This is a genomic window from Amycolatopsis sp. NBC_00348 (genome assembly GCF_036114655.1).
In the GTDB taxonomy this organism is placed as follows: domain Bacteria; phylum Actinomycetota; class Actinomycetes; order Mycobacteriales; family Pseudonocardiaceae; genus Amycolatopsis.
The window spans coordinates 6,073,683-6,097,292 of the sequence record NZ_CP107994.1; the positions used below are offsets into that span (position 1 = coordinate 6,073,683).

General features: G+C 71.9%; 29 protein-coding genes. 15 read left to right on the forward strand and 14 right to left on the reverse strand.

Annotated elements, in window-relative coordinates; all coding sequences use genetic code 11:
• The first annotated feature begins 95 nt into the window (after nucleotides 1-95).
• Together OHS58_RS26145 and OHS58_RS26150 are read left to right on the forward strand one after the other, a co-directional pair.
• Nucleotides 96-1,886, forward strand: a complete 1,791-nt coding sequence (locus OHS58_RS26145) for a VanW family protein (protein ID WP_328644316.1) — start codon at nucleotides 96-98, stop codon at nucleotides 1,884-1,886.
• 64 nt (nucleotides 1,887-1,950) lie between these two features.
• On the forward strand, nucleotides 1,951-3,156 hold the full coding sequence (locus tag OHS58_RS26150; RefSeq protein WP_328644317.1) for an MFS transporter: 1,206 nt from the start codon (nucleotides 1,951-1,953) through the stop codon (nucleotides 3,154-3,156).
• Nucleotides 3,157-3,270: 114 nt separating this feature from the next.
• On the opposite strand, the gene OHS58_RS26155 is transcribed toward OHS58_RS26150, so the two are convergent.
• On the reverse strand, nucleotides 3,271-3,570 hold the full coding sequence (locus tag OHS58_RS26155; protein WP_247055794.1) for a hypothetical protein: 300 nt from the start codon (nucleotides 3,568-3,570) through the stop codon (nucleotides 3,271-3,273).
• Between the two features lie 218 nt (nucleotides 3,571-3,788).
• Here OHS58_RS26155 and OHS58_RS26160 point away from each other — a divergent pair, with 218 nt between their 5' ends.
• Together OHS58_RS26160 and OHS58_RS26165 are read left to right on the forward strand one after the other, a co-directional pair.
• Complete coding sequence (locus tag OHS58_RS26160; protein ID WP_328644318.1) at nucleotides 3,789-5,066, forward strand: sensor domain-containing diguanylate cyclase; 1,278 nt, start codon at nucleotides 3,789-3,791, stop codon at nucleotides 5,064-5,066.
• A 187-nt stretch (nucleotides 5,067-5,253) separates the two neighbouring features.
• On the forward strand, nucleotides 5,254-5,802 hold the full coding sequence (locus tag OHS58_RS26165; RefSeq protein ID WP_328644319.1) for a DUF1062 domain-containing protein: 549 nt from the start codon (nucleotides 5,254-5,256) through the stop codon (nucleotides 5,800-5,802).
• A gap of 42 nt (nucleotides 5,803-5,844) precedes the next feature.
• On the opposite strand, the gene OHS58_RS26170 is transcribed toward OHS58_RS26165, so the two are convergent.
• The gene (locus OHS58_RS26170; RefSeq protein ID WP_326943594.1) at nucleotides 5,845-6,225 is read right to left on the reverse strand and encodes a winged helix-turn-helix transcriptional regulator; all 381 of its coding nucleotides are present in this window, start codon (nucleotides 6,223-6,225) and stop codon (nucleotides 5,845-5,847) included.
• Nucleotides 6,226-6,273: 48 nt separating this feature from the next.
• Here OHS58_RS26170 and OHS58_RS26175 point away from each other — a divergent pair, with 48 nt between their 5' ends.
• Nucleotides 6,274-7,200, forward strand: a complete 927-nt coding sequence (locus OHS58_RS26175) for an NADP-dependent oxidoreductase (protein ID WP_328644320.1) — start codon at nucleotides 6,274-6,276, stop codon at nucleotides 7,198-7,200.
• Nucleotides 7,201-7,242: 42 nt separating this feature from the next.
• Here OHS58_RS26175 and OHS58_RS26180 read toward each other — a convergent pair whose 3' ends face one another.
• On the reverse strand, nucleotides 7,243-8,595 hold the full coding sequence (locus OHS58_RS26180) for a TrpB-like pyridoxal phosphate-dependent enzyme (protein ID WP_326943596.1): 1,353 nt from the start codon (nucleotides 8,593-8,595) through the stop codon (nucleotides 7,243-7,245).
• 147 nt (nucleotides 8,596-8,742) lie between these two features.
• Here OHS58_RS26180 and OHS58_RS26185 point away from each other — a divergent pair, with 147 nt between their 5' ends.
• Entirely contained in the window at nucleotides 8,743-9,204 is a 462-nt protein-coding gene (locus tag OHS58_RS26185; protein ID WP_328644321.1) for a phage tail protein, read from the forward strand.
• Nucleotides 9,205-9,551: 347 nt separating this feature from the next.
• Here the strand turns inward: OHS58_RS26185 and OHS58_RS26190 are convergent, their stop codons facing one another.
• Complete coding sequence (locus OHS58_RS26190; protein ID WP_326943598.1) at nucleotides 9,552-10,322, reverse strand: oxidoreductase; 771 nt, start codon at nucleotides 10,320-10,322, stop codon at nucleotides 9,552-9,554.
• A gap of 114 nt (nucleotides 10,323-10,436) precedes the next feature.
• Here OHS58_RS26190 and OHS58_RS26195 point away from each other — a divergent pair, with 114 nt between their 5' ends.
• Together OHS58_RS26195 and OHS58_RS26200 are read left to right on the forward strand one after the other, a co-directional pair.
• A complete protein-coding gene (locus tag OHS58_RS26195; RefSeq protein ID WP_328644322.1) occupies nucleotides 10,437-11,057 on the forward strand; it encodes a glyoxalase in 621 nt (206 codons plus the stop codon).
• Nucleotides 11,057-11,182 (forward strand): hypothetical protein, encoded by a 126-nt coding sequence (locus OHS58_RS26200; RefSeq protein ID WP_326959010.1) that lies wholly within the window; start codon nucleotides 11,057-11,059, stop codon nucleotides 11,180-11,182. The genes OHS58_RS26195 and OHS58_RS26200 overlap by 1 nt, the downstream gene beginning before the upstream one ends.
• Here the strand turns inward: OHS58_RS26200 and OHS58_RS26205 are convergent.
• Nucleotides 11,167-11,502 carry a cupin domain-containing protein gene (locus OHS58_RS26205; protein ID WP_247055812.1) on the reverse strand — a complete coding sequence of 112 codons (336 nt, stop codon included), beginning with the start codon at nucleotides 11,500-11,502 and terminating at the stop codon, nucleotides 11,167-11,169. The two genes, OHS58_RS26200 and OHS58_RS26205, sit on opposite strands and share 16 nt — an antisense overlap.
• Nucleotides 11,503-11,574: 72 nt before the next feature.
• Between OHS58_RS26205 and OHS58_RS26210 the strand changes: the two genes are divergently transcribed.
• The gene (locus OHS58_RS26210; RefSeq protein ID WP_328644323.1) at nucleotides 11,575-12,549 is read left to right on the forward strand and encodes a GlxA family transcriptional regulator; all 975 of its coding nucleotides are present in this window, start codon (nucleotides 11,575-11,577) and stop codon (nucleotides 12,547-12,549) included.
• Here OHS58_RS26210 and infA read toward each other — a convergent pair.
• The 4 genes from infA to OHS58_RS26230 all read right to left on the reverse strand — a co-directional run bounded on the left by infA (nucleotide 12,497) and on the right by OHS58_RS26230 (nucleotide 15,353).
• The gene (gene infA, locus OHS58_RS26215; protein ID WP_305879353.1) at nucleotides 12,497-12,718 is read right to left on the reverse strand and encodes a translation initiation factor IF-1; all 222 of its coding nucleotides are present in this window, start codon (nucleotides 12,716-12,718) and stop codon (nucleotides 12,497-12,499) included. The genes OHS58_RS26210 and infA overlap by 53 nt on opposite strands.
• On the reverse strand, nucleotides 12,718-13,464 hold the full coding sequence (locus OHS58_RS26220; RefSeq protein ID WP_328644324.1) for a GNAT family N-acetyltransferase: 747 nt from the start codon (nucleotides 13,462-13,464) through the stop codon (nucleotides 12,718-12,720). Before OHS58_RS26220 ends, infA begins: the two co-directional genes overlap by 1 nt.
• The gene (locus OHS58_RS26225; protein ID WP_328644325.1) at nucleotides 13,461-14,195 is read right to left on the reverse strand and encodes an alpha/beta hydrolase; all 735 of its coding nucleotides are present in this window, start codon (nucleotides 14,193-14,195) and stop codon (nucleotides 13,461-13,463) included. The genes OHS58_RS26220 and OHS58_RS26225 overlap by 4 nt, the downstream gene beginning before the upstream one ends.
• Nucleotides 14,196-14,495: 300 nt before the next feature.
• On the reverse strand, nucleotides 14,496-15,353 hold the full coding sequence (locus OHS58_RS26230; RefSeq protein WP_328644326.1) for an NmrA family NAD(P)-binding protein: 858 nt from the start codon (nucleotides 15,351-15,353) through the stop codon (nucleotides 14,496-14,498).
• A 74-nt stretch (nucleotides 15,354-15,427) separates the two neighbouring features.
• On the opposite strand from OHS58_RS26230, the gene OHS58_RS26235 reads away from it, so the two are divergent.
• Complete coding sequence (locus OHS58_RS26235) at nucleotides 15,428-16,069, forward strand: TetR/AcrR family transcriptional regulator (protein ID WP_328644327.1); 642 nt, start codon at nucleotides 15,428-15,430, stop codon at nucleotides 16,067-16,069.
• A gap of 20 nt (nucleotides 16,070-16,089) precedes the next feature.
• Nucleotides 16,090-16,890, forward strand: coding sequence for an Fpg/Nei family DNA glycosylase (locus OHS58_RS26240; RefSeq protein WP_328644328.1), 801 nt, complete (start codon nucleotides 16,090-16,092; stop codon nucleotides 16,888-16,890).
• A 162-nt stretch (nucleotides 16,891-17,052) separates the two neighbouring features.
• On the opposite strand, the gene OHS58_RS26245 is transcribed toward OHS58_RS26240, so the two are convergent.
• Nucleotides 17,053-17,535 carry a DinB family protein gene (locus OHS58_RS26245; RefSeq protein WP_326958994.1) on the reverse strand — a complete coding sequence of 161 codons (483 nt, stop codon included), beginning with the start codon at nucleotides 17,533-17,535 and terminating at the stop codon, nucleotides 17,053-17,055.
• A 60-nt stretch (nucleotides 17,536-17,595) separates the two neighbouring features.
• Here OHS58_RS26245 and OHS58_RS26250 point away from each other — a divergent pair, with 60 nt between their 5' ends.
• On the forward strand, nucleotides 17,596-18,390 hold the full coding sequence (locus OHS58_RS26250; protein ID WP_326958992.1) for a PIG-L family deacetylase: 795 nt from the start codon (nucleotides 17,596-17,598) through the stop codon (nucleotides 18,388-18,390).
• Between the two features lie 95 nt (nucleotides 18,391-18,485).
• On the opposite strand, the gene OHS58_RS26255 is transcribed toward OHS58_RS26250, so the two are convergent.
• Nucleotides 18,486-18,884: a RidA family protein gene (locus tag OHS58_RS26255; protein ID WP_328644329.1), complete on the reverse strand. Its 399-nt coding sequence runs from the start codon at nucleotides 18,882-18,884 to the stop codon at nucleotides 18,486-18,488.
• A 45-nt stretch (nucleotides 18,885-18,929) separates the two neighbouring features.
• Between OHS58_RS26255 and mtnA the strand changes: the two genes are divergently transcribed.
• On the forward strand, nucleotides 18,930-19,895 hold the full coding sequence (mtnA, locus tag OHS58_RS26260; protein ID WP_326958988.1) for an S-methyl-5-thioribose-1-phosphate isomerase: 966 nt from the start codon (nucleotides 18,930-18,932) through the stop codon (nucleotides 19,893-19,895).
• Here the strand turns inward: mtnA and OHS58_RS26265 are convergent.
• The 3 genes from OHS58_RS26265 to OHS58_RS26275 all read right to left on the reverse strand — a co-directional run bounded on the left by OHS58_RS26265 (nucleotide 19,892) and on the right by OHS58_RS26275 (nucleotide 21,777).
• On the reverse strand, nucleotides 19,892-20,107 hold the full coding sequence (locus OHS58_RS26265) for a ferredoxin (RefSeq protein ID WP_326943611.1): 216 nt from the start codon (nucleotides 20,105-20,107) through the stop codon (nucleotides 19,892-19,894). The genes mtnA and OHS58_RS26265 overlap by 4 nt on opposite strands.
• 14 nt (nucleotides 20,108-20,121) lie before the next feature.
• A complete protein-coding gene (locus OHS58_RS26270) occupies nucleotides 20,122-21,312 on the reverse strand; it encodes a cytochrome P450 (protein ID WP_328644330.1) in 1,191 nt (396 codons plus the stop codon).
• Between the two features lie 108 nt (nucleotides 21,313-21,420).
• Nucleotides 21,421-21,777, reverse strand: a complete 357-nt coding sequence (locus OHS58_RS26275) for a VOC family protein (RefSeq protein WP_326943613.1) — start codon at nucleotides 21,775-21,777, stop codon at nucleotides 21,421-21,423.
• Nucleotides 21,778-21,886: 109 nt separating this feature from the next.
• On the opposite strand from OHS58_RS26275, the gene OHS58_RS26280 reads away from it, so the two are divergent.
• Together OHS58_RS26280 and OHS58_RS26285 are read left to right on the forward strand one after the other, a co-directional pair.
• Entirely contained in the window at nucleotides 21,887-22,399 is a 513-nt protein-coding gene (locus OHS58_RS26280; protein ID WP_328644331.1) for a PadR family transcriptional regulator, read from the forward strand.
• A complete protein-coding gene (locus OHS58_RS26285; RefSeq protein WP_328644332.1) occupies nucleotides 22,386-23,600 on the forward strand; it encodes a cytochrome P450 in 1,215 nt (404 codons plus the stop codon). Before OHS58_RS26280 ends, OHS58_RS26285 begins: the two co-directional genes overlap by 14 nt.
• Nucleotides 23,601-23,610: the final 10 nt, after the last annotated feature.

Sequence of the window (23,610 nt, forward strand, 5' to 3'; positions counted from 1 at the left end):
TCCCCCGTTAGGGCGAGTCGTACGGCTTGTCCGGGTGCCACGTACGCTGACCTCGTCACCGGCGCGATCGGGCGCCGCGTTGAAGGGGTGGAGAGTTGCCGTACGAACCGCGCTGGCCCGAGTCACACGGTGAGCAGACGGACGTCCTGCCGGTCGTCCGCCCCGACACCGAACCCGAACCCGAAGCTCCGGCGAACCGGCCGAAGAGCCTGCGCAAGGCCGGCTGGATCGCCGGCGGCGTCTTCGGGCTGCTCGTCGTGGTCTACGGCGTCGACCTGATGGTCAGCCAGGGCAGCGTCCCGCGCGGCGTGACCGTCGCCGGGGTCGACGTCGGCGGCATGGACCGCGCCGCCGCCGAGCAGCAGCTGCGCGGGCAGATCGAGCCGCGGCTCACCCGTCCGCTGGCCGTGACGGCCGGCGACGTCCAGGGCAGCCTGTCACCCACCCTCGCCGGGCTGCGCCTCGACTGGACGCAGACCCTGGACCAGGCCGGCGAGCAGCCGCTGAACCCGTTCACGCGCCTCGCGTCGCTGTTCTCCAGCCGCGAGGTCGGCGTCGTCAGCCACGCCGACGACACCAAGCTCGCGGCCGCGCTCGACAGCCTCCGCGGCCAGGTCGACCGCGAGCCCGCCGAGGGCACCGTGAAGTTCGACGGCACGAACCCGGTCGCCGTCGCGCCGAAGCCCGGGCAGAAGCTCGACGTCGAGGCCGCGAAGGCCGCCGTCATCGAGAAGTGGGCTCGCGGCGAAACCCTCGCCCTGCCGGTCACGAGCACGCCGGTCCGCACCACGCCCGAAGGCGTCCAGGCCGCGCTTGAGCAGTTCGCGAAGCCCGCCGTCTCGGGCCCGCTCGTCGTCAAGGGCGACGGCAAGGACGCCACCGTGAAGCCGGACGCGATCGCCGCGGCACTGAGCTTCGAACCCGCCGAGGGCGGCGGGCTGACGCCGAAGATCGACAACGCCAAGATCGCCGACGCCGCCAAGCCGCAGCTGAAGTCCACCGAGAAGGAGGGCAAGGAGGCGACCATCGTCTTCGAAGGCGGCAAGCCCACGGTCGACCCGTCGACCGACGGCCGGGCGATCGACTGGGACCCGAGCCTCAAGCCGCTGCCCGAGGTGCTGAAGAAGACCGACGGCCGCGAGGTCCCGGCGATCTACAAGGACAGCCCGGCCAAGGTGACCACCGAGCAGGCGAACCAGCTCGGCGTCAAGGAGGTCGTCGGCGAGTTCACCACCAACGGCTTCGCGGCCGACTCCGGCACGAACATCCGCGTGGTGGCGCAGAAGGTCAACGGCGCGATCGTCAAGCCGGGCGAAACCTTCAGCCTCAACGGGTTCACCGGCCCGCGCGGCAAGCCGCAGGGGTACGTCGAGGCGGGCGTGATCGAGAACGGCGCCCCGGCGCGCGAAGTCGGCGGCGGTATCTCGCAGTTCGCGACGACGCTGTACAACGCGTCCTACTTCTCGGGCATGAAAGACGCGGGCCACAAGGAACACAGCTACTACATCAGCCGCTACCCCGCCGCGCGCGAGGCGACGGTGTTCCAGAACCCCAACGGTGCCAGCGTCATCGACATCAAGTTCACGAACGACTCGGCGACCGGCATCGCGATCCAGACGATCTGGACGCCGTCGTCGATCACCGTGAAGCTGTGGGGCACCAAGCGCTACACCGTCGAGTCGATCCCGGGCAGCCGCTCCAACCCGACCGACCCGCAGACCAAGCCGGGGCCGGCGGAGAACTGCCACGCCTCCAACGGCGCGCCCGGGTTCACCACGACCGACACCCGCGTGCTCAAGGACGCTTCGTCCGGCCGCGAGGTCAGCCGCTCGACGCGGACCGTCCGCTACAACCCGCAACCGAAAATCACCTGCGACCCCTCCTAACGGCCGTTCACCGGCTGCGTCCGCGCCGGTACGCTGAGTGCTTCCGCGAGTCACCGGGGGCGCCATGACGGCACGTGCGGCAGGGTTCCGGGACGTCCTCGCGATACCGGAGTTCCGCGCGCTGTTCGGCGCCCAGCTGGTCTCCGTCACCGGCGACCAGCTCGCGCGCGTCGCGCTGTCGATCCTGGTGTACGACCGCACGAACTCGCCCGGCTGGGCCGCGCTGACCTACGCGCTGACGTTCCTGCCCGACCTCGTCGGCGGCCCGCTGCTGTCCGGCCTCGCCGACCGCTACCCGCCGCGGCGGGTGATGGTCGTCGCCGACGTCGTGCGCGCGGTCGCGGTGACGGCGATGGCCTGGCCCGGCTTGCCGCTGCCCGCGGTCGCGGCGCTGCTCGTCGGCGTCCAGCTGTTCAACCCGGTGTGGAACTCCGCGCGGGCCGCGCTGATGCCGCAGGTGCTGCCGGCCGAGACGTTCGTGCCCGGCATGGGTTTGCTGATGATCCTGGTGCAGGCCGGGCAGGTCGCCGGGTTCGCGCTCGGCGGGCTGCTCGTCGCCGGGCTCGGCACCGCCGGGGCGCTGCTGGCCGACGCGGTCAGCTTCGCGGCGTCGGCGGTGGTGCTGGCCATCGGCGTGCGCCCGCGCCCGCCACGCGCCGAACCCGGCGTCCGCTGGTGGCGGCACGTCCGCGCGGGCTGGACGGTGGTCGTCGGCGACCCGCGCCGGCTCGCACTGGTGGCGCTGGGCTGCGTGTCCGGGATCTACATCGCTGGCGAGGCGATCGCGGCGCCGTACGCGGCCGAGCTGGGCGGCGGCGCGGTGGTCGTCGGGCTGCTGCTCGGGGCGTACGCGCTGGGTAACGTCGTGGGCATGGCCGCGCTGTCCCGCGTGCCACCGGAGCGGCGGGGCAAGCTGCTCGGGCCGCTCGCCGTGCTGGCGTGCGCGGCCCTGCTGGGCTGCGCGCTGCGGCCGGACCTCGAAGCGACGCTCGCGCTGCTCACGCTGTCCGGGATCGCCAGTTCGTACAACCTCATCGCCAACACGACGTTCGTCCAGCTGACGCCGGAAGCCCAGCGCGCGCAAGCGTTCGGCTTCGCGTTGACGGCGTTGCGGGTCTCGCAGGGCCTGGGCGTGGTGCTCGCCGGGCTCGCGGCCGAGCGGGCGGCCCCGCATGGCGTCGTCGCCGCGGCCGGGGCCCTGGGCGTGATCGCGGCGTTCGGCGCGGCCCGGCTCTGGCGGCGGGCACAGCCGGCAGCCGAGCCGTCCTGAGCCACCGTGGCGGTCCTGCCGGTCCGGCCGGTTTCCGGGCCACCCGGCCACGAACCGGGCGGTCCGGGACCCGGCGACCGGTCCCCAGTGGGACCCGGTCACCGGGTTCGGTTCTCAGAACCGCGTCCAGTCGGTCGGGCGCTGACCGGTGCGGGTCGTCCAGTCGGTCGGGCACGCGGGCAGTGGTGCGACGTCGACGTCGGTGTCGGCATTGGCCCAGTCGGTCGGGATCTGGTGCGCGGTCCAGTCGGTCGGCAGTTCGCGCGCGGTCCAGTCGGTGGGCATCTGACGCGTGGTCCAGTCCGTCGGGATGGCGCGGGTCCAGTCGGTCGGCAGCTGCCGCGTCCAGTCGGTGGGCCGCTGCGCGCGACGGCGGGACGGGACGATGTTGGCGTTGGACAGGAAGTGCGACATGATTTCTCCTTGTGGTGTACGAATGTGGGGCGATCTTGTACGGTGCGTAATCGGACGGTAGCCCGACCAGCCTAATGACACACCGCATTCATTCGATTACAGTGACGATTCCGCGAAGAGTTCCGTCCTGGAAAGAGGGGCGTTCCGTGGGATTCTCCGGGTCCCAAGGGCGTAAGCCCAGCTCAGAACGTCCACGATCGGGTATCCGTACGTGGGCCATGTGGAAGCTGCCCACTCCGGTGTTCGGCTATGTCCTCGTGGTCGACGCGCTCGCCGTGGTCGCGATCCTGGCGACCGCCGGCCTCGTGCCGATCAGCGGTCAAGCCATGCTCTGGTGTGGCCTGATCCTGGCCGGCGAGATCGTGCACCTCGAAGCGGCGCAACGCATCGAGCGCATCCGCGAGCTCGCTGCCGACGGCCGGCCGCACATGCACCTGCAGTCGATCTGGATCTTCGCCGGGCTCCTCCTGCTGCCACCGCCACTGGCCACGGTGGTGATCGTCGTCAGTTACGCCCATTCGTGGGTTCGCGTCTACAAAAGGCGTGGCGTTGTTCACCGGAAAGTGTTCTCCGGTGCCACGGTGATCCTGGCCTGCACGGCCGCCGGCGTGGTGCTGACCGTCGGCACGGGCGGGCACGTGGCGCCCTACATCCCCTACCTCGACGGTTTCGGCGGGATGACCGCGCTGCTCGTCTCGGGAATCGTCTATTTCGGACTCAACTACGTGCTGGTGATCCTCGCGATCGTGATGAGCAACCCGGGCAAGCCGCCGCGGCAGGCGTTCGGCAACCCGTCCGACGTGCTGATCGTGCTCGCCGCGGTCGGCGTCGGCTGCGGCATCGCGCTGGTCATGACGGTCCGGCCGTGGCTGCTGCCCGTGCTCATGGTGACGCCGGTGGCGCTGCACATCGGCCTGCTGCTGCCCCAGTTCCAGGCCGCCGCGCGCACGGATTCGAAGACTTCGCTGCTGGCGCCGGAGTTCTGGGTGCAGCTGGCGCGCAACGAGCTGGCGCGCGCGGCCGAGCTGTCGTCGACCGCGGGTGTGCTGATGATCGACATCGACCACTTCAAGGCCATCGACGACGGCAACGGTCACCTGGCGGGTGACGAGGTGCTGCGCGCGATCGCGGCGGTCGTCCAGAACTCGGTGCGGGGCGGCGACTACGTCGGGCGCTTCGGCGGTGACGAGTTCGTGGTCCTGCTCCCGGGCACGACGACCACGGAGATCGTGGCCGTCGCCGACCGCATCCGCGCGGCGATCGCGCGGATCGAGGTGAAGGTCCCGGTGCTCCGCCCGGGCAAGCCCGAGGTGATCACCGGCCTGACGGCGTCGATCGGCGCGGCGGTTTACCCGGAGACGGCCACGGACTACACGATCCTGCTGCAAGCGGCCGACGACGCCGTGTTCGCGGCGAAGGAAGCCGGCCGCGACCAGGTCGTCCTGGCCGACACCCGCAGCGAGCTGGCCCGGCCCGAAATCCCCGACGTGCTCTGAGCCCGGCCCGAAAACCGCTGGATCGGCGCCGCCGCGGGCCACTACCGTGCTGCGTGACCGAGTCGTCCAGGCGAGGACGTGCCGTTGTACATCCGTTGAGATCTTCCGAGCGCTGATTCCTCACGCGTCGCGTTGGTGCGCCGCGTTCCTTTCTGCTGCGGATTTCTCACTGAACGGTGTCCTTCCCATGCTCGAAAACTGGGCCGTCGTGCCCCTTCGCCTGCCACTCGTCCGCCGCCGTTGCCACGCCTGCGCGGCCGATCGCTTCCGCGTCAACGGCAAGTTCCGCGTCAACGCCCACCACAAGCTCCTCGACGCCTGGCTCCTCGCACGCTGCACCGCGTGCGGGGACACCGTGAAGCTCACGTTCCTGGAGCGGGTACCCGTGCGCTCCGTCCGGCCTGAGCTGCTCGATCGGCTGCACGACAACGATCCCGGCCTGGCGGCCGAGCTGCTCCAAGATCCGGTCGTGCTCCACCGCAACCACGTCGCCCTCGACTGGGACGGCGCCTGGCGGCTCGACACGGGCGGCGGGGACCTCCGCGACCGCGAGGTGATCGACGTCGCGGTCCGGTTCGCGGCCAGGATCCCGGTCCGGCCGCTGCGGCTGATCGCCGAAGGGTGCGATCTTTCGCGGGCCGAGGCCGAAAAGCTGCTCACGGACGGAAAGCTCGTCTCGGCGGTCCGGCTGAGCGGCAAGCTCTCCGGCGACTTCACCTTCACGCTGAAACGCTGAACCCCCTCGGGCCTGCCCGACGCCGGGCAGGCCCGAGGTGTCCTAAGAGGACGCCTCAGCCGTGGCCGACCCGGCGTCGAGCGCGTCCAGCACCGCGTCGCCGTGCGCCCGCGCCCACTCCGTCAGCATGTGGATCGGCTCGATCAGCGTCGCCCCGAGCGGGGTGAGCTCGTACTCGACGCGGGGCGGCACCCCGGCGTAGGCGTGGCGGCGGACCAGTCCGTGCGCCTCCAGCCGCCGGAGCGTCTGGGTGAGGACCTTGCGGGAGATGCCGCCGATCAGCTCGACCAGGTCGCCGTGGCGCACCGGACCCTCGCTGAGGCCGTAGAGCACGACCGCCGTCCACTTGTCGGCGATCAGCTCGAGCGCCAGGCGTGCCGGGCAGTCGGCGAGGAAGGGATCACCAGGACCGAAACCGCTCATGATCCTAAGGTACCTGCGGGTTCCTGTGGGAAACCTAGCCTGGACGTCATGCGAATCATCACTCAGCAGACGCTCGGCGGCCCCGACGTGCTCACCGTCGTGGACGCGCCCGCGCCCCGGGCCCTGCCGACCGAGGTCCTCGTCCGCGTCAAAGCGATCGGCCTGAACCCCCTGGAAGCGCGCCTGCGGGCCGGCGAGTTCCCGCTGCTCGGCCGGCCGCCGTTCGTCCTCGGCTGGGACGTCAGCGGCGTGGTCGAGCAGGCGCACACGTGGCGGTTCCGGCCCGGCGACGAGGTGTTCGGCATGCCGCTGTTCCCGCGGGCGGCCAACGCCTACGCCGAGGTCGTGGCCGCTCCGGCGTTGCACCTGGTGCGCAAGCCGGCGTCGCTCTCGCACGTCGAGGCGGCGGCGCTGCCGGTCGCCGGGCTGACGGCGTGGCAGGGCCTCGTCGACCTCGGCCGCGTGACCGAAGGCGACCGCGTCCTGGTCCACGGCGGTGGCGGCGGGGTCGGCCACGTCGCGATCCAGCTCGCGAAAGCGCTCGGCGCGCACGTGATCACGACCGCGAGCGGGAGCAAACGGGCGTTCGTCGAGGAGTTCGGCGCCGACGAGGTGATCGACTACACGGCGGCCGACTTCGCCGAGGTGGTCCGCGACGTCGACGTCGTGCTCGACACGATCGGCGGCGACACCGCCGAGCGCTCACTCGGCGTGCTCCGCCCGGGCGGTCACCTGGTGACGGCGGTCGCCGAGGACGATTCGGCACTCATCGCCAAGTTCGAAGCCGCCGGAATGCGCTTCAGCGGCATCGCCGTCGACCCCGATCCGGTCGCCCTGCGTGGTCTCGTCGACCTCGTCGACCAGGGCAAGCTCCGGGTCCACGTGCAGGAGACGGTCCCGTTCGAGCGCGTCGCCGACGCCCACCGGCTGCTCGAAGGCGGCCACCTCCGGGGCAAGGTCGTGCTCACCGTCTGAGCCCGCGGTGGGGCCTCGCGCGGCGCGAGGCCCCACCGGACGTCAAGGCAGCGTGGCCAGGGACTGCGCGAGAACCGCGTCGGACAGCTCGTTGTCGACCATGTCCCCGGCCAGGTACGCGCCGTAGGCCGGCAGGTCCAGGTGCGCGTGCCCGCACAGCGCCGTGAGGATCACCTTCTCCTCACCGGTTTCCTTGCACCGCAACGCTTCCTGGATGCACGCGGCGAGCGCGTGCGTCGGCTCCGGGGCCGGGATGATGCCCTCGGACCGGGCGAACCGGACGCCGGCGGAGAAGCACTCCTGCTGCCCGATGGCGATCGCCTCGATCAGGCCCAGCTCGTAGATGTGCGAGATCAGCGGCGACATCCCGTGGTAGCGCAGGCCGCCCGCGTGGATCGGGTCCGGGATGAAGTCGTGGCCGAGGGTGTGCATCTTGAGCAACGGCGTCAGCCCGGCGGTGTCACCGAAGTCGTAGGCGTACCGGCCGCGCGTCAACGACGGGCACGCGGCCGGCTCGACCGCGCGGATCACCGGGTCCATCCGGCCGGCCAGCTTCTCCCGCAGGAACGGGAACGCCAGCCCGCCGAAGTTCGAGCCGCCGCCGGTGCAGCCGACCAGCAGGTCCGGGGTGTCACCGGCCAGCTGGAACTGCCGCAGCGCCTCCTCGCCGATGATCGTCTGGTGCAGCAGCACGTGGTTGAGGACGCTGCCCAGCGCGTACCGCGTGTCCGGGTCCTGCGCCGCCTGCTCGACCGCCTCGCTGATGGCGATGCCGAGGCTGCCGGTCGAGTCCGGGTGCTGCTTGAGAATCGCCCGGCCGGACTCGGTCAGCTCGGACGGGCTGGGGTGGACGGTCGCGCCGAACGTCTCCATCATCAGCTTGCGGTAGGGCTTCTGGTCGTAGGACGCCCGGACCTGCCATACCTCGCATTCGAGGCCGAACTGGGCGCAGGCGAACGCGAGCGCGCTGCCCCACTGGCCGGCGCCGGTCTCGCTGGTCAGCCGGGTGACGCCCTCCTGCGCGTTGTAGAACGCCTGCGGCACCGCGGTGTTCGGCTTGTGGGAGCCGACCGGGCTGACGCCCTCGTACTTGTAGTAGATCCGCGCCGGCGTCCCGAGCGCCTTCTCGAGCCGGCGCGCGCGGAACAGCGGCGACGGCCGCCAGAGCCGGTAGACCTCGAGCACCTCTTCGGGAATGTCGACATAGCGCTCGGTCGTCACCTCCTGCTCGATGAGCGCCTGCGGGAAGAGCGGAGCGAGATCGGCCGGCCCGACCGGCTCCCGGGTGCCGGGGTGCAACGGCGGGGGCGGCGGCTCGGGAAGATCGGGGATGACGTTGTACCACTGGGTCGGGAGATCGGCTTCGTCCAGGATGTACTTGGTCCGTTCGGCCATCACGCCTCCATGCTCGGCTCGCAGCTCGAACTTAGGACGAGTCCGCCGGGGAAGCCAGCGGTACCCACGAGTGGGGCCTCCTTCGCCTACGCTGGCTCCGGACCTCGGCGGAAGCTCGCCGACCCGACACGAACCGGAGGATCCGCCATGCCCCACGCCGTGGACTTCGCCACCGTATCGACGGCCGGCCTGGAGTCGTCACCGGTAGCGGCCGCCCTCGCCGGCCTGCGGGCGAACGAGGCCCGCTACTTCAAGAACAAGTACGACCACACGTTCACGGTCGAGCCAGCGGGCGACGCCCGGCCGTCCATCGACTGGGTGACCCGGATCCTCGAGGAAGAACGCGGCATCGTCATCGCCGCACCCCCGCTGGAGGCGACCGAGTTCCAGGTGGAGAACATCCGGATGGCGTACGTCTTCTACGAGAGCGGCCTGTCGATCAACGTGATGTACACCCTCGAGGACGGCGGGAAGCGGGCCGTCGGGTTCAAGCTGTCGGACGGGATGGAGGTCCCGGAGGAGCTCGGGGCGTTCAAGTTCGCCCGCCAGAAGTCCAAACTGGCCGGTACGATCCGCGGCTCGTACTTCGTCATCAAGAACGAATACTGAGACTGCCGTGGGCATGTACGTCGCCGTTCGCGGCTGGCTCGAGTTCGACCACGGACAGCGAGAGCAGGTCGAGCGGACTCTGGCCGAACACCGCGACGACCAGCGTCGAGTTGACCGGCCGCGCCGGAAACGCCCACCCGCCCGCGTACTGACCTGGACAGGCCGGTCGGGTTTTCCTCTTGAGCGATGAACGGCAGCGATCCACGTCGTGGACCGTCCGCGATGGCGAGGTCGCCGATACCGTGGCACCGGCCGAACTCCGCTGGTTCGCGGAACGTCCCTGACGGCTCGCCCGGTGGATGAGGCGCCCTGCTGCCGGCGGGAGCCGGGCAACAGGGCGCCCGGAATCACAGAGTCGGTGTCATCCCGCCGTCGATGAGGATGTCCGTGCCCGTCACGTTCGCCGCTCGGCCGCCCGCCAGCAGCAGCACCAGGTCCGCGACCTCCTCGGGCTGGGTGAACCGGCCCGTCACCGCGTCGCCCGCCGCCTGCTTGGCCACCGCGTCCGGGTCCAGGCCCTTCGCCTGGCCGACCGTGGCCGCGACGCCCGCGTCGCCCAGCCAGAGGCCCGTGCTCACCGGGCCCGGGCTGATCGTGTTCACCCGGATTCCCTGCGGTCCCAGCTCCTTCGACAGCGATTTGCAGAAGCTGAGCAGCGCCGCCTTGGCCGCGCTGTAGTCGATGACCAGCGGGTCCGGCAGCGTCGCGTTGACCGACGCGATCGTGACGATGCTGCCCGCGCCGCGTTCGAGCAGGTGCGGGACGGCCGCGCGGGTCGTGCGGACCGCGGCGAGGAAGTTGATCGTCAGGGCCGTGAGCCAGTCGTCGTCCGTGACGGACAGGAAGCCGCCGGTGCGCGGCGTGACCCCGCCGACGTTGTTGACCAGGATGTCCAGCCCGCCGAACTCGGCGATCGCGGCGTCGATCAGCTGCGCGGGTCCCTCCGGGGAGGTGAGGTCGCCCTGGACGACACGGACGCCGGCCAGTTCGGGCGGGACCGTGCGGGCGCCGGCCACGACGTGGACGCCCTCGGCGACCAGTGCGCGGGTGATGGCCAGCCCGATGCCCTTGCTGGCTCCGGTGACGACGGCGACCTTGCCGGACAGCTTCAAGTCCATGTGACGCTCTCTCTGCGAAGGAGGAACAGCAGCGCCACCCTACGCGCGGACCCGCCCCAGACCGATCAGGAATCGAGAAGCCCTGGTCACCGGGTCGCGCCTAGCGTTACCGCCATGACCTCCATCGAAAACATCACCCTCGAGGTGGCCGACACCGCCGCCGCCGAACGCTTCTACGCCGCCGCCTTCGGGTTGGGCGACCGGCTTCGCCTGCGGGCTTCCGAGGCGCCCAGCACCGGCTTCCGCGGGTTCACCCTGTCGCTCATCGTGTCCCAGCCGGCCAACGTCGACGCCCTGATCGACGCCGCCATCGAAGCCGGCGCCACGACGCTCAAGCCCGCCGCGAAGTCGATGTGGGGCTACGGCGGCGTCGTCCAGGCGCCGGACGGCACCATCTGGAAAGTCGCGACGTCCGCGAAGAAGAACACCGGCCCCGCCACCAAGCAGGTCGACGACGTCGCGCTCCTGCTCGGCGTCAGCGACATCGTGGCGAGCAAGAAGTTCTACGCCGACCACGGCCTCGCCGTCGGGAAGAGCTTCGGCCGCATGTACGTCGAGTTCGCCACCACCGGCGTCAAGCTGGGGCTCTACCGGCACAAGGCCCTCGCGAAGGACGCCGGCGTCTCCCCCGAGGGCCGGGGCTCGCACCGGATCGCCGTCGTCGGCGGCGACGCGCCCCTCACCGACCCCGACGGCTTCACCTGGGAAGCCGCCTCGATGGCCGCCAAGTCCTGATGTGCCACCACTACCTGCTCGCCCGGCTCGCCGAACTGTCCGAGGACGACGACGTCGAGGCCCCGCCGGCCGGCGACGAAGTCCCGTCGCCCGAGGAGAGCCTCGATCCTCAGCCCTGCGGGTAGAAGAGGAACAGCGTGCAGCCCGTGGCCGTCGCGGGCACGTGCCACGAGCCGGCCGGCGCGTGCAGGAACGTCCCGGCCGGGTAGTCGCGGGCGCCGTCGTTGAAGGTGCCCGCGACGACGTAGACCTCCTCCGGGCCGGGCTCGTGGACGTCGCGGCGCGGCCACGACGTGCCCGGGTCCATCTCCAGCACGCCGGCGTGCGCGCCGGCCGGGTCCGTCCACAACGGACGGTGACGGATCCCGGGGAACAGTTCCCGGACGGGGGCTTCCTCGACGGAGACAGCGGTGTAGCCCGGCTGGGCGAGGATCTCGGGGTGCATGTCCCCCACCGTGCCGCGCCCGGGCGGCGCGGGGACAGTGTCGACAAAGACACCTTGGGGTACTTTCCTGCCATGCATCGCGTGGTGGCCCTGGTGCGGCCGGTGCAGTCGACCTTCGAGCTCGGCTGCGCCGCCGAGGTCTTCGGCACGCCCCGCACCGGTGTGCCGCGGCACTACGAGTTCGACGTCTGCGCCGAGACGCCCGGCCCGGTGCCGACGTCGGCCGGGTACACGATGTCCGTGCCGCTGGGGCTTTCGGCGCTCGCGTCCGCCGACACGGTGATCATCCCGGGCTGGGCGCCGGTCGAGGCGCCGCTCCCCGCCCGCGTGCGACGGGCCCTGCTGCGGGCCCACACCCGGGGCGCGCGGCTCGTCACGATCTGCTCCGGCGTGTTCGCGCTCGCCCGCACCGGGCTGCTGGACGGCCGCTCGGCCACGACGCACTGGCAGCGCGCCGCCCAGCTGCAGCGGGAGTTCCCCGCCGTCCGGGTCGAGGCCGACGCGCTCTACGTCGACCACGGCGACGTCGCGACGAGCGCCGGTGCGGGCGCCGGGATCGACCTGTGCCTGCACCTCGTCCGGCAGGACCACGGGGCCGCGCACGCGGCGCTCGTCGCGCGGCACATGGTGATACCGCCGCACCGCGACGGCGGCCAGGCGCAGTACGCGCCGCCGGCCCCGCCCGCGGACGCCCTGGACGGCCTCCTCGACTGGGCCGGCGCACGCCTCGGGACGTCGTTGTCCGTCGGCGACCTGGCCGCGCACCTGAGCGTCTCGCCGCGCACGCTGGCCCGGCGCTTCGCCGGGCAGCTGGGCACGAGCCCCGGCGCCTGGCTGCTGTCGCGCCGGGTCGCCGAGGCCCGCACCCTGCTCGAGGAGACCGACCTGCCGGTGGAGGCGGTCGCGGCGCGCGTCGGCCTGACCTCCGCGGTCAACCTCCGCCGCCGCTTCCGCACCCTGGTCGGCACGACGCCGGGTGCCTACCGGCGGGCGTTCAGCTCCGGTAGCGGAACAGGATCCGGCCGCGGCTCAGGTCGTACGGGCTGAGCTCCACCAGCACCCGGTCGTACGGCAGGATCTTGATGTAGTTGCGCCGGATCTTGCCGCTGATGTGCGCGAGCACCTTGTGCCCGTTTTCCAGCTCCACCCGGAAAGTGGCGTTGCGCAGGCACTCCACGACCGTGCCCTCGATCTCGATGCTGCCGGTCTTCGCCATCAGCGGATCACCAGCTCGAGGTTGCTGCTCGCCCGCCGGGCGCCGGCGCCCTCGACCAACGCCGTGGCGGCCGCGTTGGCTTCGTTGACCTCGGCCGACGCCGTGGCGACGCCGGAGCGGCGCAGCGCACCCAGCGCGTAGGAGAGCAGCGCCCGGGCGATGCCCCGGCGTCGCAGGTCGGCGCGAACGGCGATCAGCCCGATCCGCGGCTGCCGGAGCGGCACGACCCGGACCATCCCGACGTAGTCACCGGCCCGCGCGGCCACCGCGTACCGCGACGGGTCCAGCACGGACCGCACCTCGGCCGGCATCTCCTGCCAGCCGATCGTGGCCTCGACCTCGTCGCGGATCACGCGATCCAGCTCTCGCAGAGGACCTTCCGCCGCATAGCCGACGCCGATCATGGTCACGCCGGCCGGCGCCGGTGCCAGGTCGGCGCGGGTGGGCACGACGTACTCCCACTCGCGACGGCGGATCGAAAAACCGGCGCGCAGCCAGTCGGTGGTCAGGTCGAGGTCGGCCTCGTCGACCACGGTGTACAGCGGCCGCGGCAGATCGCGCAGCATGGCCTCGGCGAGGTGGTCGAAGACGGCGCCGTGCCAGGCGTCGACGCTGAGGAAGACCCGCCCGTCGGGCCGGCGCGACGCCTCGCCGCGGCCGACGACGAGGTCGTCTTCCAGCGCGTGCCAGTGCCGCTCCGCGACCCGGGTGACGACCGTCTTCTCGTGCGTGTCCGGCGGGTTCATCGGGCACCGCCGAGGTGCCGGGCGAAGAACCGGACCGCGCTGTCGGCCTCGAACCGCGGCAGCTCCTTGTGCGCGCCGGCGTTGGCGTGCAACGACTTCTCCTTCGAACCGAAGGCGTCGAACAACGCGAGGCCGGCTTCGCGCGGGATGTGCTCGTCGTCCCACTGGAGCGCGAACTCGATCGGGATCGTGATGCGTTTCGCCGTCTCGGCAAGGGGTTCGGGCCAGAAGAGCCCGAAGACCGCGGCGGCGATCCGGGGTTCGGCCGCCGTCAACGGCACGCCGATCGCGGTACCCATGTTGAGGCCGAAGTAGCCGACCGGCCCGTCGAAACCGGCGTCCTGGAGCGCGTCGAGCGTCGCCCGCCATTCGGGGACGGCCTGCTCCGCCAGGTGCGCGTTGTACCGGACGACGATCGGCCCGACGGGCTCGCCGGCGGCCATCGCCGCCTGCATAAAGGCGATCTCCCGCTCGTCATGGTCCGTACGCGGCCGGTCGCCGTGCCCGGGCGCGTCGAGAACGGCGACGGCGAACCCACAGCCGGCCACGATCCGCTCGGCCCGGCCGGCCATGGCGGGGGCCTTCTTGTGCGTGCCGCCGCCGTGGCCCATCAGGACCAGGGGAAGGTGCTCGCCACCCGCGGCGGGTGACCAGAGGACACCGGGGACGTCGCCCACGGTGAAGTCGCGTTCGAGGACGCCGTTAGCTGAAGTTTCTGCGGTGAAGTGCATGAGGTGCTGCCTTTCGGGAGAGTCAGGACGCTCCCGGCGACACCTACGCCGACCACCCGGCCGTGACACGGGAAGGGAGCACCCACGGCAATACGTTCACGGGGCTCACCTCCTCAGGCAGTACACGGTCTTTTGGCGACGCTACCGGCTCGGCTTGAGCAGTCCAACTCATTTACCGACGAGCATCCGATGGCGACTTCGCCCTCCCGGAGGTGGCCGCCAGAACCGACGTAACGACCGTCCCCGATGAGGACTAGCGCCCGCGGAGCCCGTTTCCCGGGGACGCCGGACCTCGCTTTGTTACGCCGACCCCGCGATAGCCTCCTCCAACACCGACCGCATCGACGTCGCCGGGTGGCCCAGCAGGCGCTCCAGTTCCGGGTCCACCGTCGCGAACTCGCCGCGGCGTGACGCGTGGAACATGCCCAGCAGCATCCGCGCCTGCGGTGCCGGGACGCCGTGGCCGGTCAGCGACTGCACCCACTCCTCGTCGTCCGCCACCACTCGCCGGATCGTGCGGCCCGTCAGCTCCGAGAGGATGCGCGCGACGTCCGTGAGGTCCAGCGCCACCGGGGCGGTCAACGGCGGCGTCGGGCCCTCGAAAGACCGGTCGGACGCCAGGATGATCGCCGCCGCCTCGGCGAGGTCGGCGTGCGCGGTCCAGGACACCGGGCCGTCCGCCGGGGCGATCAGCTCGCCGGTTTCCAGTGCCGCGCCGAGCAGCTGGGGCACCGTGCTCGCGTAGAAACCGTTGCGCAGCACGGTGAACGGGGTCCCCGTCTTGGCCAGGTACGCCTCCGTCGCCACGTGGTCGGGCATCGGCGCGAACAGCGAATCCTCGGCCGCGCCCTGGTGGCTCGTGTAGAGGATGCGCTCCGCACCCGCGTCCCGGGCGGCCTCGATCGCCGTGACGTGGCTCTGGACCGCCTTCCCGCCCGTCTCGTTCGCCGAGACGATGAGCACCTGCGTGGCGCCCTCGAAGGCCTCCGCGAGGGACTGCGGGTCGCCGAAGTCGCCGCGCCGCACGCGCACGCCGAGGTCGCCGGCGCGGTCGACGTCGCGCACGCTCACTGCAACCTGCTCGGCCGGGACGCGCTCGCGCAGCCGCTCGACGATCCGGGAACCGAGCTTGCCGGTCCCACCGGTGATGACGATCATGGTCCACCTCTCGCTAACGCTGATAGTAACGACGTTAGCATCATGGATACCATAGATGCGTTACCATCGAAACCATGAGGACGGTCCGGGGCGAGACGCGCACGAACATCGTCGAGGTCGCGGCGCGGCTCCTGCGCGAACAGGGCGTGGCCGCGGTCACGATCCGCGCCGTCGCGCAGGCGGCCGGCCTGCAGCCGCCGGCCATCTACCGGTTCTTCGCGGACAAGGACGCCCTGCTCGACGTCGTCGCCGAGCACGCTTTCAGCACCTACGTCACCGGGAAGGCCGTCGACGAGACGCTCGATCCCGTGGCCGACCTGCGCGCCGGGTGGGACGCGCACATCGCCTTCGGCCTCGCCAACGCGGCGTTGTTCGGCCTGCTGATCGACCCGCGGCGGACGTCCGGCGGCGCCGCGGCCGCCGGGCTGGCGGTCCTGCGCGCCCGCGTCCGGCGTGTCGCGGCGACCGGGCGCCTGCGGGTCACCGAACGCCGGGCCGTCGAGGTGATCCACGCGGCCGGCACCGGCGCCGTGCTCACGCTGCTGGCCGTGCCGCCGGACGACCGGGAGCCCGGGCTCGCCGACACGATGTACCAGGCCGTGCTGCACGCGATCCTCGGCGACGCGCCGGCGCCCGACGCCGTCGTGCCGGGACTGTCGAAGCTGACCACCGCCGAACGCACCCTGCTGGACGAGTGGCTCAGCCGGCCCGGCTGAGCTGGGGCAGACTGGGCGGCGTGCCGGAACTCCCCGAGGTCGAGCTCGCCCGTCAGGTTCTCATCGGCGCGCTCGGCCGCAAGATCCGTGACGTCGACGACCACGACGACTGGGTCTGCCGGCCGCATCCGCCCGGCGAGATCGCCGCCGCGCTGACCGGCGGGCGGCTGACCGCCGCGCGCCGGCGCGGCAAGACGCTGTGGTGCGAAACCGAAGGCGGCGACGGGCAGCCGGGCCCGAACCTCGGCCTGCACCTGGGGATGGCCGGCCAGCTGCGGCTCGGCGACGAGCGCGGGCCGCTCGGCCCGGAGCAGCTCAGCGGCCGCGTGGAGAAACCCGAGTGGTTCCGGTTCGGGATCACCTTCACCGACGGCGAACAGCTGGTCCTGTTCGACACGCGACGGCTGGGCCGAGTGCGCCTCGACCCCGATCTCGACGCGCTGGGCCCCGACGCCGGCGAGATCTCGCGGGCGGACTTCCGGGAGCGCGTCGGCCGCGGCCGGGCGCCGCTGAAGGCGCGGCTGCTCGACCAGTCCGTGGTGGCCGGCATCGGCAACCTGCTGGCCGACGAAACCCTGTGGCAGGCCGCGCTGAGCCCGTCGCGGCTGGTGGACGGCCTGACCGGCGACGAGCTCACCGAGCTCCACAAGGCACTGAAGAAGGCGTTGCGCGCCGCGATCAAGCACGGCGGGGTGCACACCGGCGAGATCATCGGGCACCGCCGCGCCGGCGACCACTGCCCACGCTGCGGCGCGGAGATGGCGCACGGCACGGTCGGCGGCCGGTCTACGTGGTGGTGTTCGAAGGAACAGCTGGACTAGGCGCTGCCGGAGTGAGTCTGCTCGATGGGCTTCGTGATCCAGGTGGTTCCTGGCGGTGCGGGCGGGTCACCCTCGTACCGGGTCGTACTCGGGTGATCCCGCCCGTGCCGCCAGGGGCCGCCTGGGCGCGAAGACCGCGAGCTTGACTTACTCCGGCAGTGCCTAGCGCGGGCCCAGCCCGGTGCGGCCGTCGATCAGCTCGCGCACGACGTCCAGCTGGCCGGCGTGCCGGGCCGTCTCCTCGATCACGTGCAGCACGACCCCGCGCAGGTCGGCGATCTCCGCCTCGGGCAGGTCGGGAAACCGGCCCTTCGACGGCGTGTCGAGCGGCGTCGCGGCGAAGATCTCGTCGGACCGGCGGCATTGTTCGCGGTAGAAGGCGAACACGACGGCCGGGGCGCGCGGAGTCGTCAGCGGCGCGTGGTCGTCGTCCGGCCAGGCGACCGGGCCGGCGGTGCCGGTGACGATCTCCTGGAACCAGAACCGCTCGGCGTACCCGAGGTGCTCCACCATGCCCAGCGGGGTCCAGCCGGACGGCAGGACCGGTGTCGTCAGCGCCGGCTCCCCCAGTCCTTCGAGGATCGCCAGGACGGCGGCCCGCTGGGCGTGCAGGTACCGCAGCAGCGTGCGCTTCTCACCGTCCACGACCGCGGACCTTAGCGGTCCGCGCGGAATTTGTCGGGGGTTGCCGGTAGCGTCGGTTTCATGGCAACACTGGTCACCTTCCACGCCCACCCCGACGACGAGTGCCTGCGCACCGCCGGCGTCATGCGCAAGGCCGTCGAGGACGGCCACCGCGTCGTGCTGGTCGTCGCGACGCGCGGCGAGGTCGGCGAAGTACCCGACGGATTCCTCGCCGAGGGCGAAAAGCTCGAGGACCGCCGCGTCCAGGAGGCGCACGCGGCCGCGAAGATCCTCGGCGTGGAACGCGTCGAGTTCCTCGGCTACCGCGACTCCGGGATGATGGGCGAAGCGACGAACGACGATCCGGCGTGCTTCTGGCAGGCCGACGTCGAAGCGGCCGCCGTCCAGCTCGCGGCGATCCTGCGCGAAGAGTCGGCGAGCGTGCTGACGGTCTACGACGACAACGGCGATTACGGCCACCCCGACCACATCCAGGTCCACCGCGTCGGCGTCCGCGCGGCCGAGCTGGCCGGCACCCCACGCGTCTTCCAGGCGACGTTCAACCGCGAGTTCATGCAGCGCGGCTTCGACGCGGCGGTCGAGGAGGGCCTGATGCCGCCGGAGGCGAGGCCGAACCCGCCGGAGAACGTCGAGTTCGGCAAGCCCGAAGCCGAGATCACGGCGGCGGTGGACGTCTCGAAGTACGTCGACGCCAAGCGCGCGGCGATGCGCGCCCACCCGAGCCAGATCAGCGAGGACACGTTCATGCTGGCCATGCCGGACGAAGCGTTCGCCTTCGCGTTCGGCACGGAGTGGTACATCCGCGCGGGCCAGGGCCCGGGCATCACGGAGACGGACCTGATGGCCGGACTCTGACCCCAGCAGGACTGGGAATCGCGAGCCGGACGCAGGCGGGCCGGTTCGGGCGGGCTGGGGCTGGGGCTGGGCGGAGCTGGTTCGGGCGGGCGGGCTCAGGCGAGCGCCGCCGTGACGTCCAGTTCCACCAGCTGGTCCGTGTACCCGAGCTGTGCCACCCCCAGCAGCGTGCTCGCCGTGGTGAAGGCCGCGCCGATCGGCGACTCCGTCAGGCGGTCCCAGACCGCCGACAGCGTCGCGCGGTCGTCGGTCACCACGTAGATCACCGTGCGGACCACGTCCTCCGGGGTCGCGCCCGCGAAGGCCAGCGCGGCCAGGGTGTTGGCGACCACCTGGTCGGTCTGGGCCAGCACATCTCCGTCGACGACCTTGCCGGCCGCGGTCAGGGGGCACTGGCCCGCCAGGTACACCGTGCGGCCCGCCGCGGCCACCGTCACGTGGTGGTAGCCCGGCGTCGCGTGCAGGCCGGGCGGGTTCTGCCGTTGAATGGTCACGTCCCGCATCCTCTCCGGGCGGGCAACCGGATTTCGGGAGGGCGCGTGCGCAGGACCATCGACTGGGCGGACGGCGCGATCGTCATCATCGACCAGACCGCGCTGCCCGGCGACTACCGGCTGCTGGAGCTGCGCACCGTCGGCGAGCTCGTCGACGCCATCAAGCGGCTCGCCGTCCGCGGTGCGCCGGCGCTCGGGGGGGCCGGTGCGCTCGGCGTCGCGCTCGCGGCCCGGCACGGCGGCGACGTCCGGGCCGACGCCGAGCTGGTCGCGGCCGCCCGCCCCACCGCCGTCAACCTGCGGTGGGGGGTGGAACGCGCGCTGGCCAAGCTCGACCAGGGGGCCGACGCCGTCCTCGCCGAAGCGCGCGCCCTGCTGACCGAGGACGAAGAACTCAACCGGACGGCGTCCGCGCACGCCGCCGAGATCGTGCTGGCCGCGTGCCCGCGCCGGCCGCTGCGGCTGCTCAGCCACTGCAACGCCGGCCGGCTCGCGACCGTCGCGTGGGGCAGCGCGCTCGGCGTCGTCTGGCACCTGCACGAGCGCGGGCTCGTCGAGGAGGTGCTCGTCGACGAGACGCGCCCGCTGCTGCAGGGCTCCCGGCTGACGGCGTGGGAGCTGGCGCAGGCCGGCGTGCCCTACCGCGTCCAGCCGGACGGCGCGGCCGCCGCGGCGATGGCCCGCGGGATGGTCGACTGCGTGCTCGTCGGCGCCGACCGGATCGCCGCGAACGGCGACGTGGCCAACAAGATCGGCACCTACGGCCTGGCCATCGCCGCCGCGCACCACGGCGTGCCGTTCGTCGTCGTCGCGCCGTCGTCCACAGTGGACAGATCGCTCGCGGACGGCACGGGCATCACCATCGAGGAACGCGACGCCCGCGAGCTCACCGAATACGCCGGCGTCGGCATCACGCCGCCGGGCGCCGAGGTGTTCAACCCCGCGTTCGACGTCACCCCGGCGGCGCTGATCACCGCCGTGGTCACCGAAAACGGCCGCTACGTCCCCTAGGGACGCGGGCCGATCTCGCGGCCGCCGTCGGTCACCAGGATCGCCATCGCCGGGCACGAGTCGGCGGCGTCGAGCACCGTCTCGTCCGCGTCGACCTCATCGGTGACCGTGCGCGCGACGGCACCGTCCAGCGCGAACACCTCGGGCATCAGGGACGCGCACATCCCCGATCCGATGCAGGTGTGTTCGTCGACCTCCACGTGCCAGCTCATGGTCACCTTCCGAGTCACCAGCCGATCGGCATCGACCGCGGTCCGCGGACGAGCATCTGCGTCTTCCACACGATATCGCCCGCGAGGTGCAGCCCGGGCAGCTCGGTGACCAACGCGCGGAGCGCCTCCTGCAGCTCGAGCCGCGCGAGCGGCGCGCCGAGGCAGTGGTGGACGCCGTGGCCGAAGCCGAGGTGGTGGCTGTCCCCGCGGTCGAAGCGCAGCTGGTCCGCGTCGTCGAACTGCAGCCGGTCGCGGTTGGCCGCGCCGACCGCCACCAGCACCGGCTCGCCCGCCCGCACGAGCACCCCGCCGACCTCGATGTCCTCGGTGGCGTAGCGCGCGAACCCGGCGCCGGCGCCCAGCGGCACGAACCGCAGCAGCTCCTCGACCGCGGCCGGGATCAGGTCCGGGTCCTCCTGCAGCCGCTTCCACTGCCCGGGCTGGTCCAGCAGCGCGTAGACGAAGTTGGGGATCTGGCTCGCGGTGGTCTCGTGGCCGGCGACGAGGATGCCGACGCACAGGTCGACCAGCTCCAGCTCGGTCAGCCGGTCGCGGGTGTCGCGGGCCTCGATCAACGCCGTCATGAGGTCGTCCTGCGGCGCCGAGCGGTGTTCGGCGATCAGGCCGCGCATGTAGTCGCGCAGCTCCTCGCGGTTGCGCTCGAACTCCTCGGGCGTCAGCCCGCTGGTGGACAGCGCGGCGTCGCTCCAGACGCGGAACTTCGGCCGGTCCGCGACCGGGACGCCGAGCAGCTCGCAGATCACGGCGACCGGGATCGGCAGCGCGTAGGCGTCGACGAGGTCCGCGGTCGCCCCCGCGGCCTTCATGTCGGCGATCAGCTCGGCCGCGAGCCGGGCGACGCGCGGGCGGAGCAGCTCGACGCGGCGCATGGTGAACGCCTTCGCGACGAGCGTCCGCAGCCGCGTGTGGTCGGGCGGGTCCATCTGCAGGATGCCGCCGTCGCGCTGCACGGGCGAACGGCGAGGCGCGTCCTTCTCCTTCTCCATCGCCCGCGAGAAGCGGCGGTCCCCCAGCACGAGCCGGGCGTCGGCGTAGCGCGTGGCCAGCCAGGCGGGCTCGCCGTAGGTCATCTTGACCCGCACCATGCCGTCCGCGTCGCGGGCGGCGGCGTAGGCCTCGTTCAGGTCGAGCCCGGCCTCCTCGTTGAACGGGTACGCGAGCGCCTCGGTGTGCGTGGTGGTCATGCGGGAACCCCCGTGGTCTCGTTTGTAAGCACCTGCTTGCAAACGCTACACAGCTTCGGGGCTCACGTCGAGCGTTCCGGCGACCACGCTGCGTACACCGCGGGCGGCTCAGCCGGCGGGCTGCCAAAGTTCGACGCGGTTGCCCTCGGGGTCGGTGACCCAGCCGAACTTGCCGACGCCGTCGAACTCCTGGGCCTCGGCCGCGACGTCGGCGCCGAGGTCGCGCAGCTGCGCCAGCATGGCGTCGAGGTCGCGGACCCGGAAGTTGAGCATCGTCTGCTGGGAGCGCGCGCCGAAGTAGTCGGTGTCCGCCTCGAACGGCGCGAAGACCGTGGGGCCCGCCTCCTGCCGCCAGGCCCCGTGCTCGTCGGTGTCGAGGCCGAGTTTCTCCCGGTACCAGGCGCTGAGCGCCGCCGGATCCGCCGCGCGGAGAAAGTACCCACCGATGCCGACCACACGTTCCATGCCGCGATCCTGCCAGGTCGTGGCGCCGCGCCGGACGACGGAAAGTTTCCGGCCGGTTGTCACCATGAGCCATTGCCGAGTCACGGAAACCTAGGTTACGGTGACCTAGGTGTGGATCGAGATCCTGCTGCTGTCGAGACTGGCCCGCGAACCGATGCACGGTTACGAGCTCCGCAAGGCCGTGGAGGCCTCGACCGGCCACACCTTGTCGAACAACTCGCTGTACCCGACGCTGCGGCGCTTCGTCGACGCCGGCGCGGTGAGCCGCAGCGCGGAGGAACAGGAGGCCAAACCGCCGCGGCACGTCTACACCGTCACCGAAGTCGGGCGGGAGCTGCTGCACGACATGCTCGCCGACTTCCCGGACGACCTCGCGCTCAACGAAGCCGAGTTCCTCGCCAGGGTGGGGAACTTCGGCTGGCTGCGCGAAGGCGAGCGGATTCGCGTCATCGACGTCCGCGACCGCGGGCTCGCGGCCGAGCACGAGCGGCTGACCCGGCTGCTCGCCGACCAGGCCGATCCGTGGAGCCGCGCCACCATGCGGCACGTCTGCGAGCAGTTCGACACCGAACGCGCCTGGCTCGCCGAACTGAAACGAGGAGCGGTTCATGACCACCACTGAAGAAACCCCTCGGCTGCCCTTCGCCCGCGCCAACGCGCTCGCGATCGCGCCGGACTACGAAGCGCTCCGGCAGCAGGCCCCGGTCAGCCGGGTGCTCACCCCCGCCGGCGACCCGGCGTGGCTGGTGACGTCGTTCGAGGAAGCCAAGGAAGTGTTCCGCGACAAGCGTTTCGGCCGGTCGCACCCGGCGCCCGAGCAGGCGTCGCGCATCTCCCACGCCGCGATCCAGGACGGCCCTAGCGGCGACTTCGACACCGAAGAGCAGGAGCACAAGCGGATGCGCCGGATGCTGGCGCCCGCGTTCTCCGCGCCGCGGATGCGCGCCCTCGGCGACCGGATCGACGAGCTGACCACCCGCTGCCTCGACGACATGCGGGCGGCGCACGACGCCCACCCCGGCGAGCCGGTCAACCTGACCGAGCTGCTCGCGTTCCCCTTGCCGGTGCTGGTGATCTGCGAGCTGCTCGGCGTCCCGTTCGCCGACCGCGAGCACTTCCGGAACCTGTCGGAGCGGATCGCCGTGATGGACGGCGGCGCCGACGCGCAGGCCGCGATGACCGAGTTCAAGGCCTACATGACCGGCCTGGCCGATGCCAAGCGCGCGAACCCGCAGGCCGACGTCATCTCCGACATGGTCGCGGTCCAGGCCGACGACCCGGCCTTCACCGACGACGACCTCGCGCGCATGGGTGCCGGGCTGCTGTTCGCCGGCCACGAGACGACGTCCACCCGGATCGCGATGGGCGTGCTGTTCCTGCTCACCGACACCGCCCGCCGCGACCGCTTCGTGGCCGATCCCGATGGCGAGGTGAACCAGACCGTCGAGGAGATCCTGCGGATGACGGCCACCAGCGGCACCGGCCTGCTGCGCTACGCGCACGAGGACGTCGAGGTCGCCGGGACCCGGATCATGCGCGGCGACGCCGTGCTCATCTCCAGCGACGCGGCCAACCGCGACGCCGCGGCGTTCGCCGACCCGGACGAGTTCGACCCGGGCCGCACCCCGAACGTCCACCTCGCCTTCGGCACCGGTGCGCACGTCTGCATCGGCGCCAACCTGGCCCGCACCGAGCTGCGGACGGTCTTCCCCGCTCTGTTCCGCGCCTTCCCGGACATGCGCCTGGCCGTCGGCCTCGACGACATCGCCGTCCGCGTGAACCGCGTCGCGGGCGGCGTCGACCGCGTCCCCGTCACCTGGTGAGGAGCACCCC

What these genes read in the sequence shown, in the direction of transcription:
- OHS58_RS26150 (WP_328644317.1), top strand. Translation starts at nt 1,951, where the DNA reads ATGACGGCACGTGCGGCAGGGTTCCGGGACGTCCTCGCGATACCGGAG.
- OHS58_RS26155 (WP_247055794.1), bottom strand. Translation starts at nt 3,570, where the DNA reads ATGTCGCACTTCCTGTCCAACGCCAACATCGTCCCGTCCCGCCGTCGC.
- OHS58_RS26160 (WP_328644318.1), top strand. Translation starts at nt 3,789, where the DNA reads ATGTGGAAGCTGCCCACTCCGGTGTTCGGCTATGTCCTCGTGGTCGAC.
- OHS58_RS26165 (WP_328644319.1), top strand. Translation starts at nt 5,254, where the DNA reads ATGCTCGAAAACTGGGCCGTCGTGCCCCTTCGCCTGCCACTCGTCCGC.
- OHS58_RS26170 (WP_326943594.1), bottom strand. Translation starts at nt 6,225, where the DNA reads ATGAGCGGTTTCGGTCCTGGTGATCCCTTCCTCGCCGACTGCCCGGCA.
- OHS58_RS26175 (WP_328644320.1), top strand. Translation starts at nt 6,274, where the DNA reads ATGCGAATCATCACTCAGCAGACGCTCGGCGGCCCCGACGTGCTCACC.
- OHS58_RS26180 (WP_326943596.1), bottom strand. Translation starts at nt 8,595, where the DNA reads ATGGCCGAACGGACCAAGTACATCCTGGACGAAGCCGATCTCCCGACC.
- OHS58_RS26185 (WP_328644321.1), top strand. Translation starts at nt 8,743, where the DNA reads ATGCCCCACGCCGTGGACTTCGCCACCGTATCGACGGCCGGCCTGGAG.
- OHS58_RS26190 (WP_326943598.1), bottom strand. Translation starts at nt 10,322, where the DNA reads ATGGACTTGAAGCTGTCCGGCAAGGTCGCCGTCGTCACCGGAGCCAGC.
- OHS58_RS26195 (WP_328644322.1), top strand. Translation starts at nt 10,437, where the DNA reads ATGACCTCCATCGAAAACATCACCCTCGAGGTGGCCGACACCGCCGCC.
- OHS58_RS26200 (WP_326959010.1), top strand. Translation starts at nt 11,057, where the DNA reads ATGTGCCACCACTACCTGCTCGCCCGGCTCGCCGAACTGTCCGAGGAC.
- OHS58_RS26205 (WP_247055812.1), bottom strand. Translation starts at nt 11,502, where the DNA reads ATGCACCCCGAGATCCTCGCCCAGCCGGGCTACACCGCTGTCTCCGTC.
- OHS58_RS26210 (WP_328644323.1), top strand. Translation starts at nt 11,575, where the DNA reads ATGCATCGCGTGGTGGCCCTGGTGCGGCCGGTGCAGTCGACCTTCGAG.
- infA (WP_305879353.1), bottom strand. Translation starts at nt 12,718, where the DNA reads ATGGCGAAGACCGGCAGCATCGAGATCGAGGGCACGGTCGTGGAGTGC.
- OHS58_RS26220 (WP_328644324.1), bottom strand. Translation starts at nt 13,464, where the DNA reads ATGAACCCGCCGGACACGCACGAGAAGACGGTCGTCACCCGGGTCGCG.
- OHS58_RS26225 (WP_328644325.1), bottom strand. Translation starts at nt 14,195, where the DNA reads ATGCACTTCACCGCAGAAACTTCAGCTAACGGCGTCCTCGAACGCGAC.
- OHS58_RS26230 (WP_328644326.1), bottom strand. Translation starts at nt 15,353, where the DNA reads ATGATCGTCATCACCGGTGGGACCGGCAAGCTCGGTTCCCGGATCGTC.
- OHS58_RS26235 (WP_328644327.1), top strand. Translation starts at nt 15,428, where the DNA reads ATGAGGACGGTCCGGGGCGAGACGCGCACGAACATCGTCGAGGTCGCG.
- OHS58_RS26250 (WP_326958992.1), top strand. Translation starts at nt 17,596, where the DNA reads ATGGCAACACTGGTCACCTTCCACGCCCACCCCGACGACGAGTGCCTG.
- OHS58_RS26265 (WP_326943611.1), bottom strand. Translation starts at nt 20,107, where the DNA reads ATGAGCTGGCACGTGGAGGTCGACGAACACACCTGCATCGGATCGGGG.
- OHS58_RS26270 (WP_328644330.1), bottom strand. Translation starts at nt 21,312, where the DNA reads ATGACCACCACGCACACCGAGGCGCTCGCGTACCCGTTCAACGAGGAG.
- OHS58_RS26275 (WP_326943613.1), bottom strand. Translation starts at nt 21,777, where the DNA reads ATGGAACGTGTGGTCGGCATCGGTGGGTACTTTCTCCGCGCGGCGGAT.
- OHS58_RS26285 (WP_328644332.1), top strand. Translation starts at nt 22,386, where the DNA reads ATGACCACCACTGAAGAAACCCCTCGGCTGCCCTTCGCCCGCGCCAAC.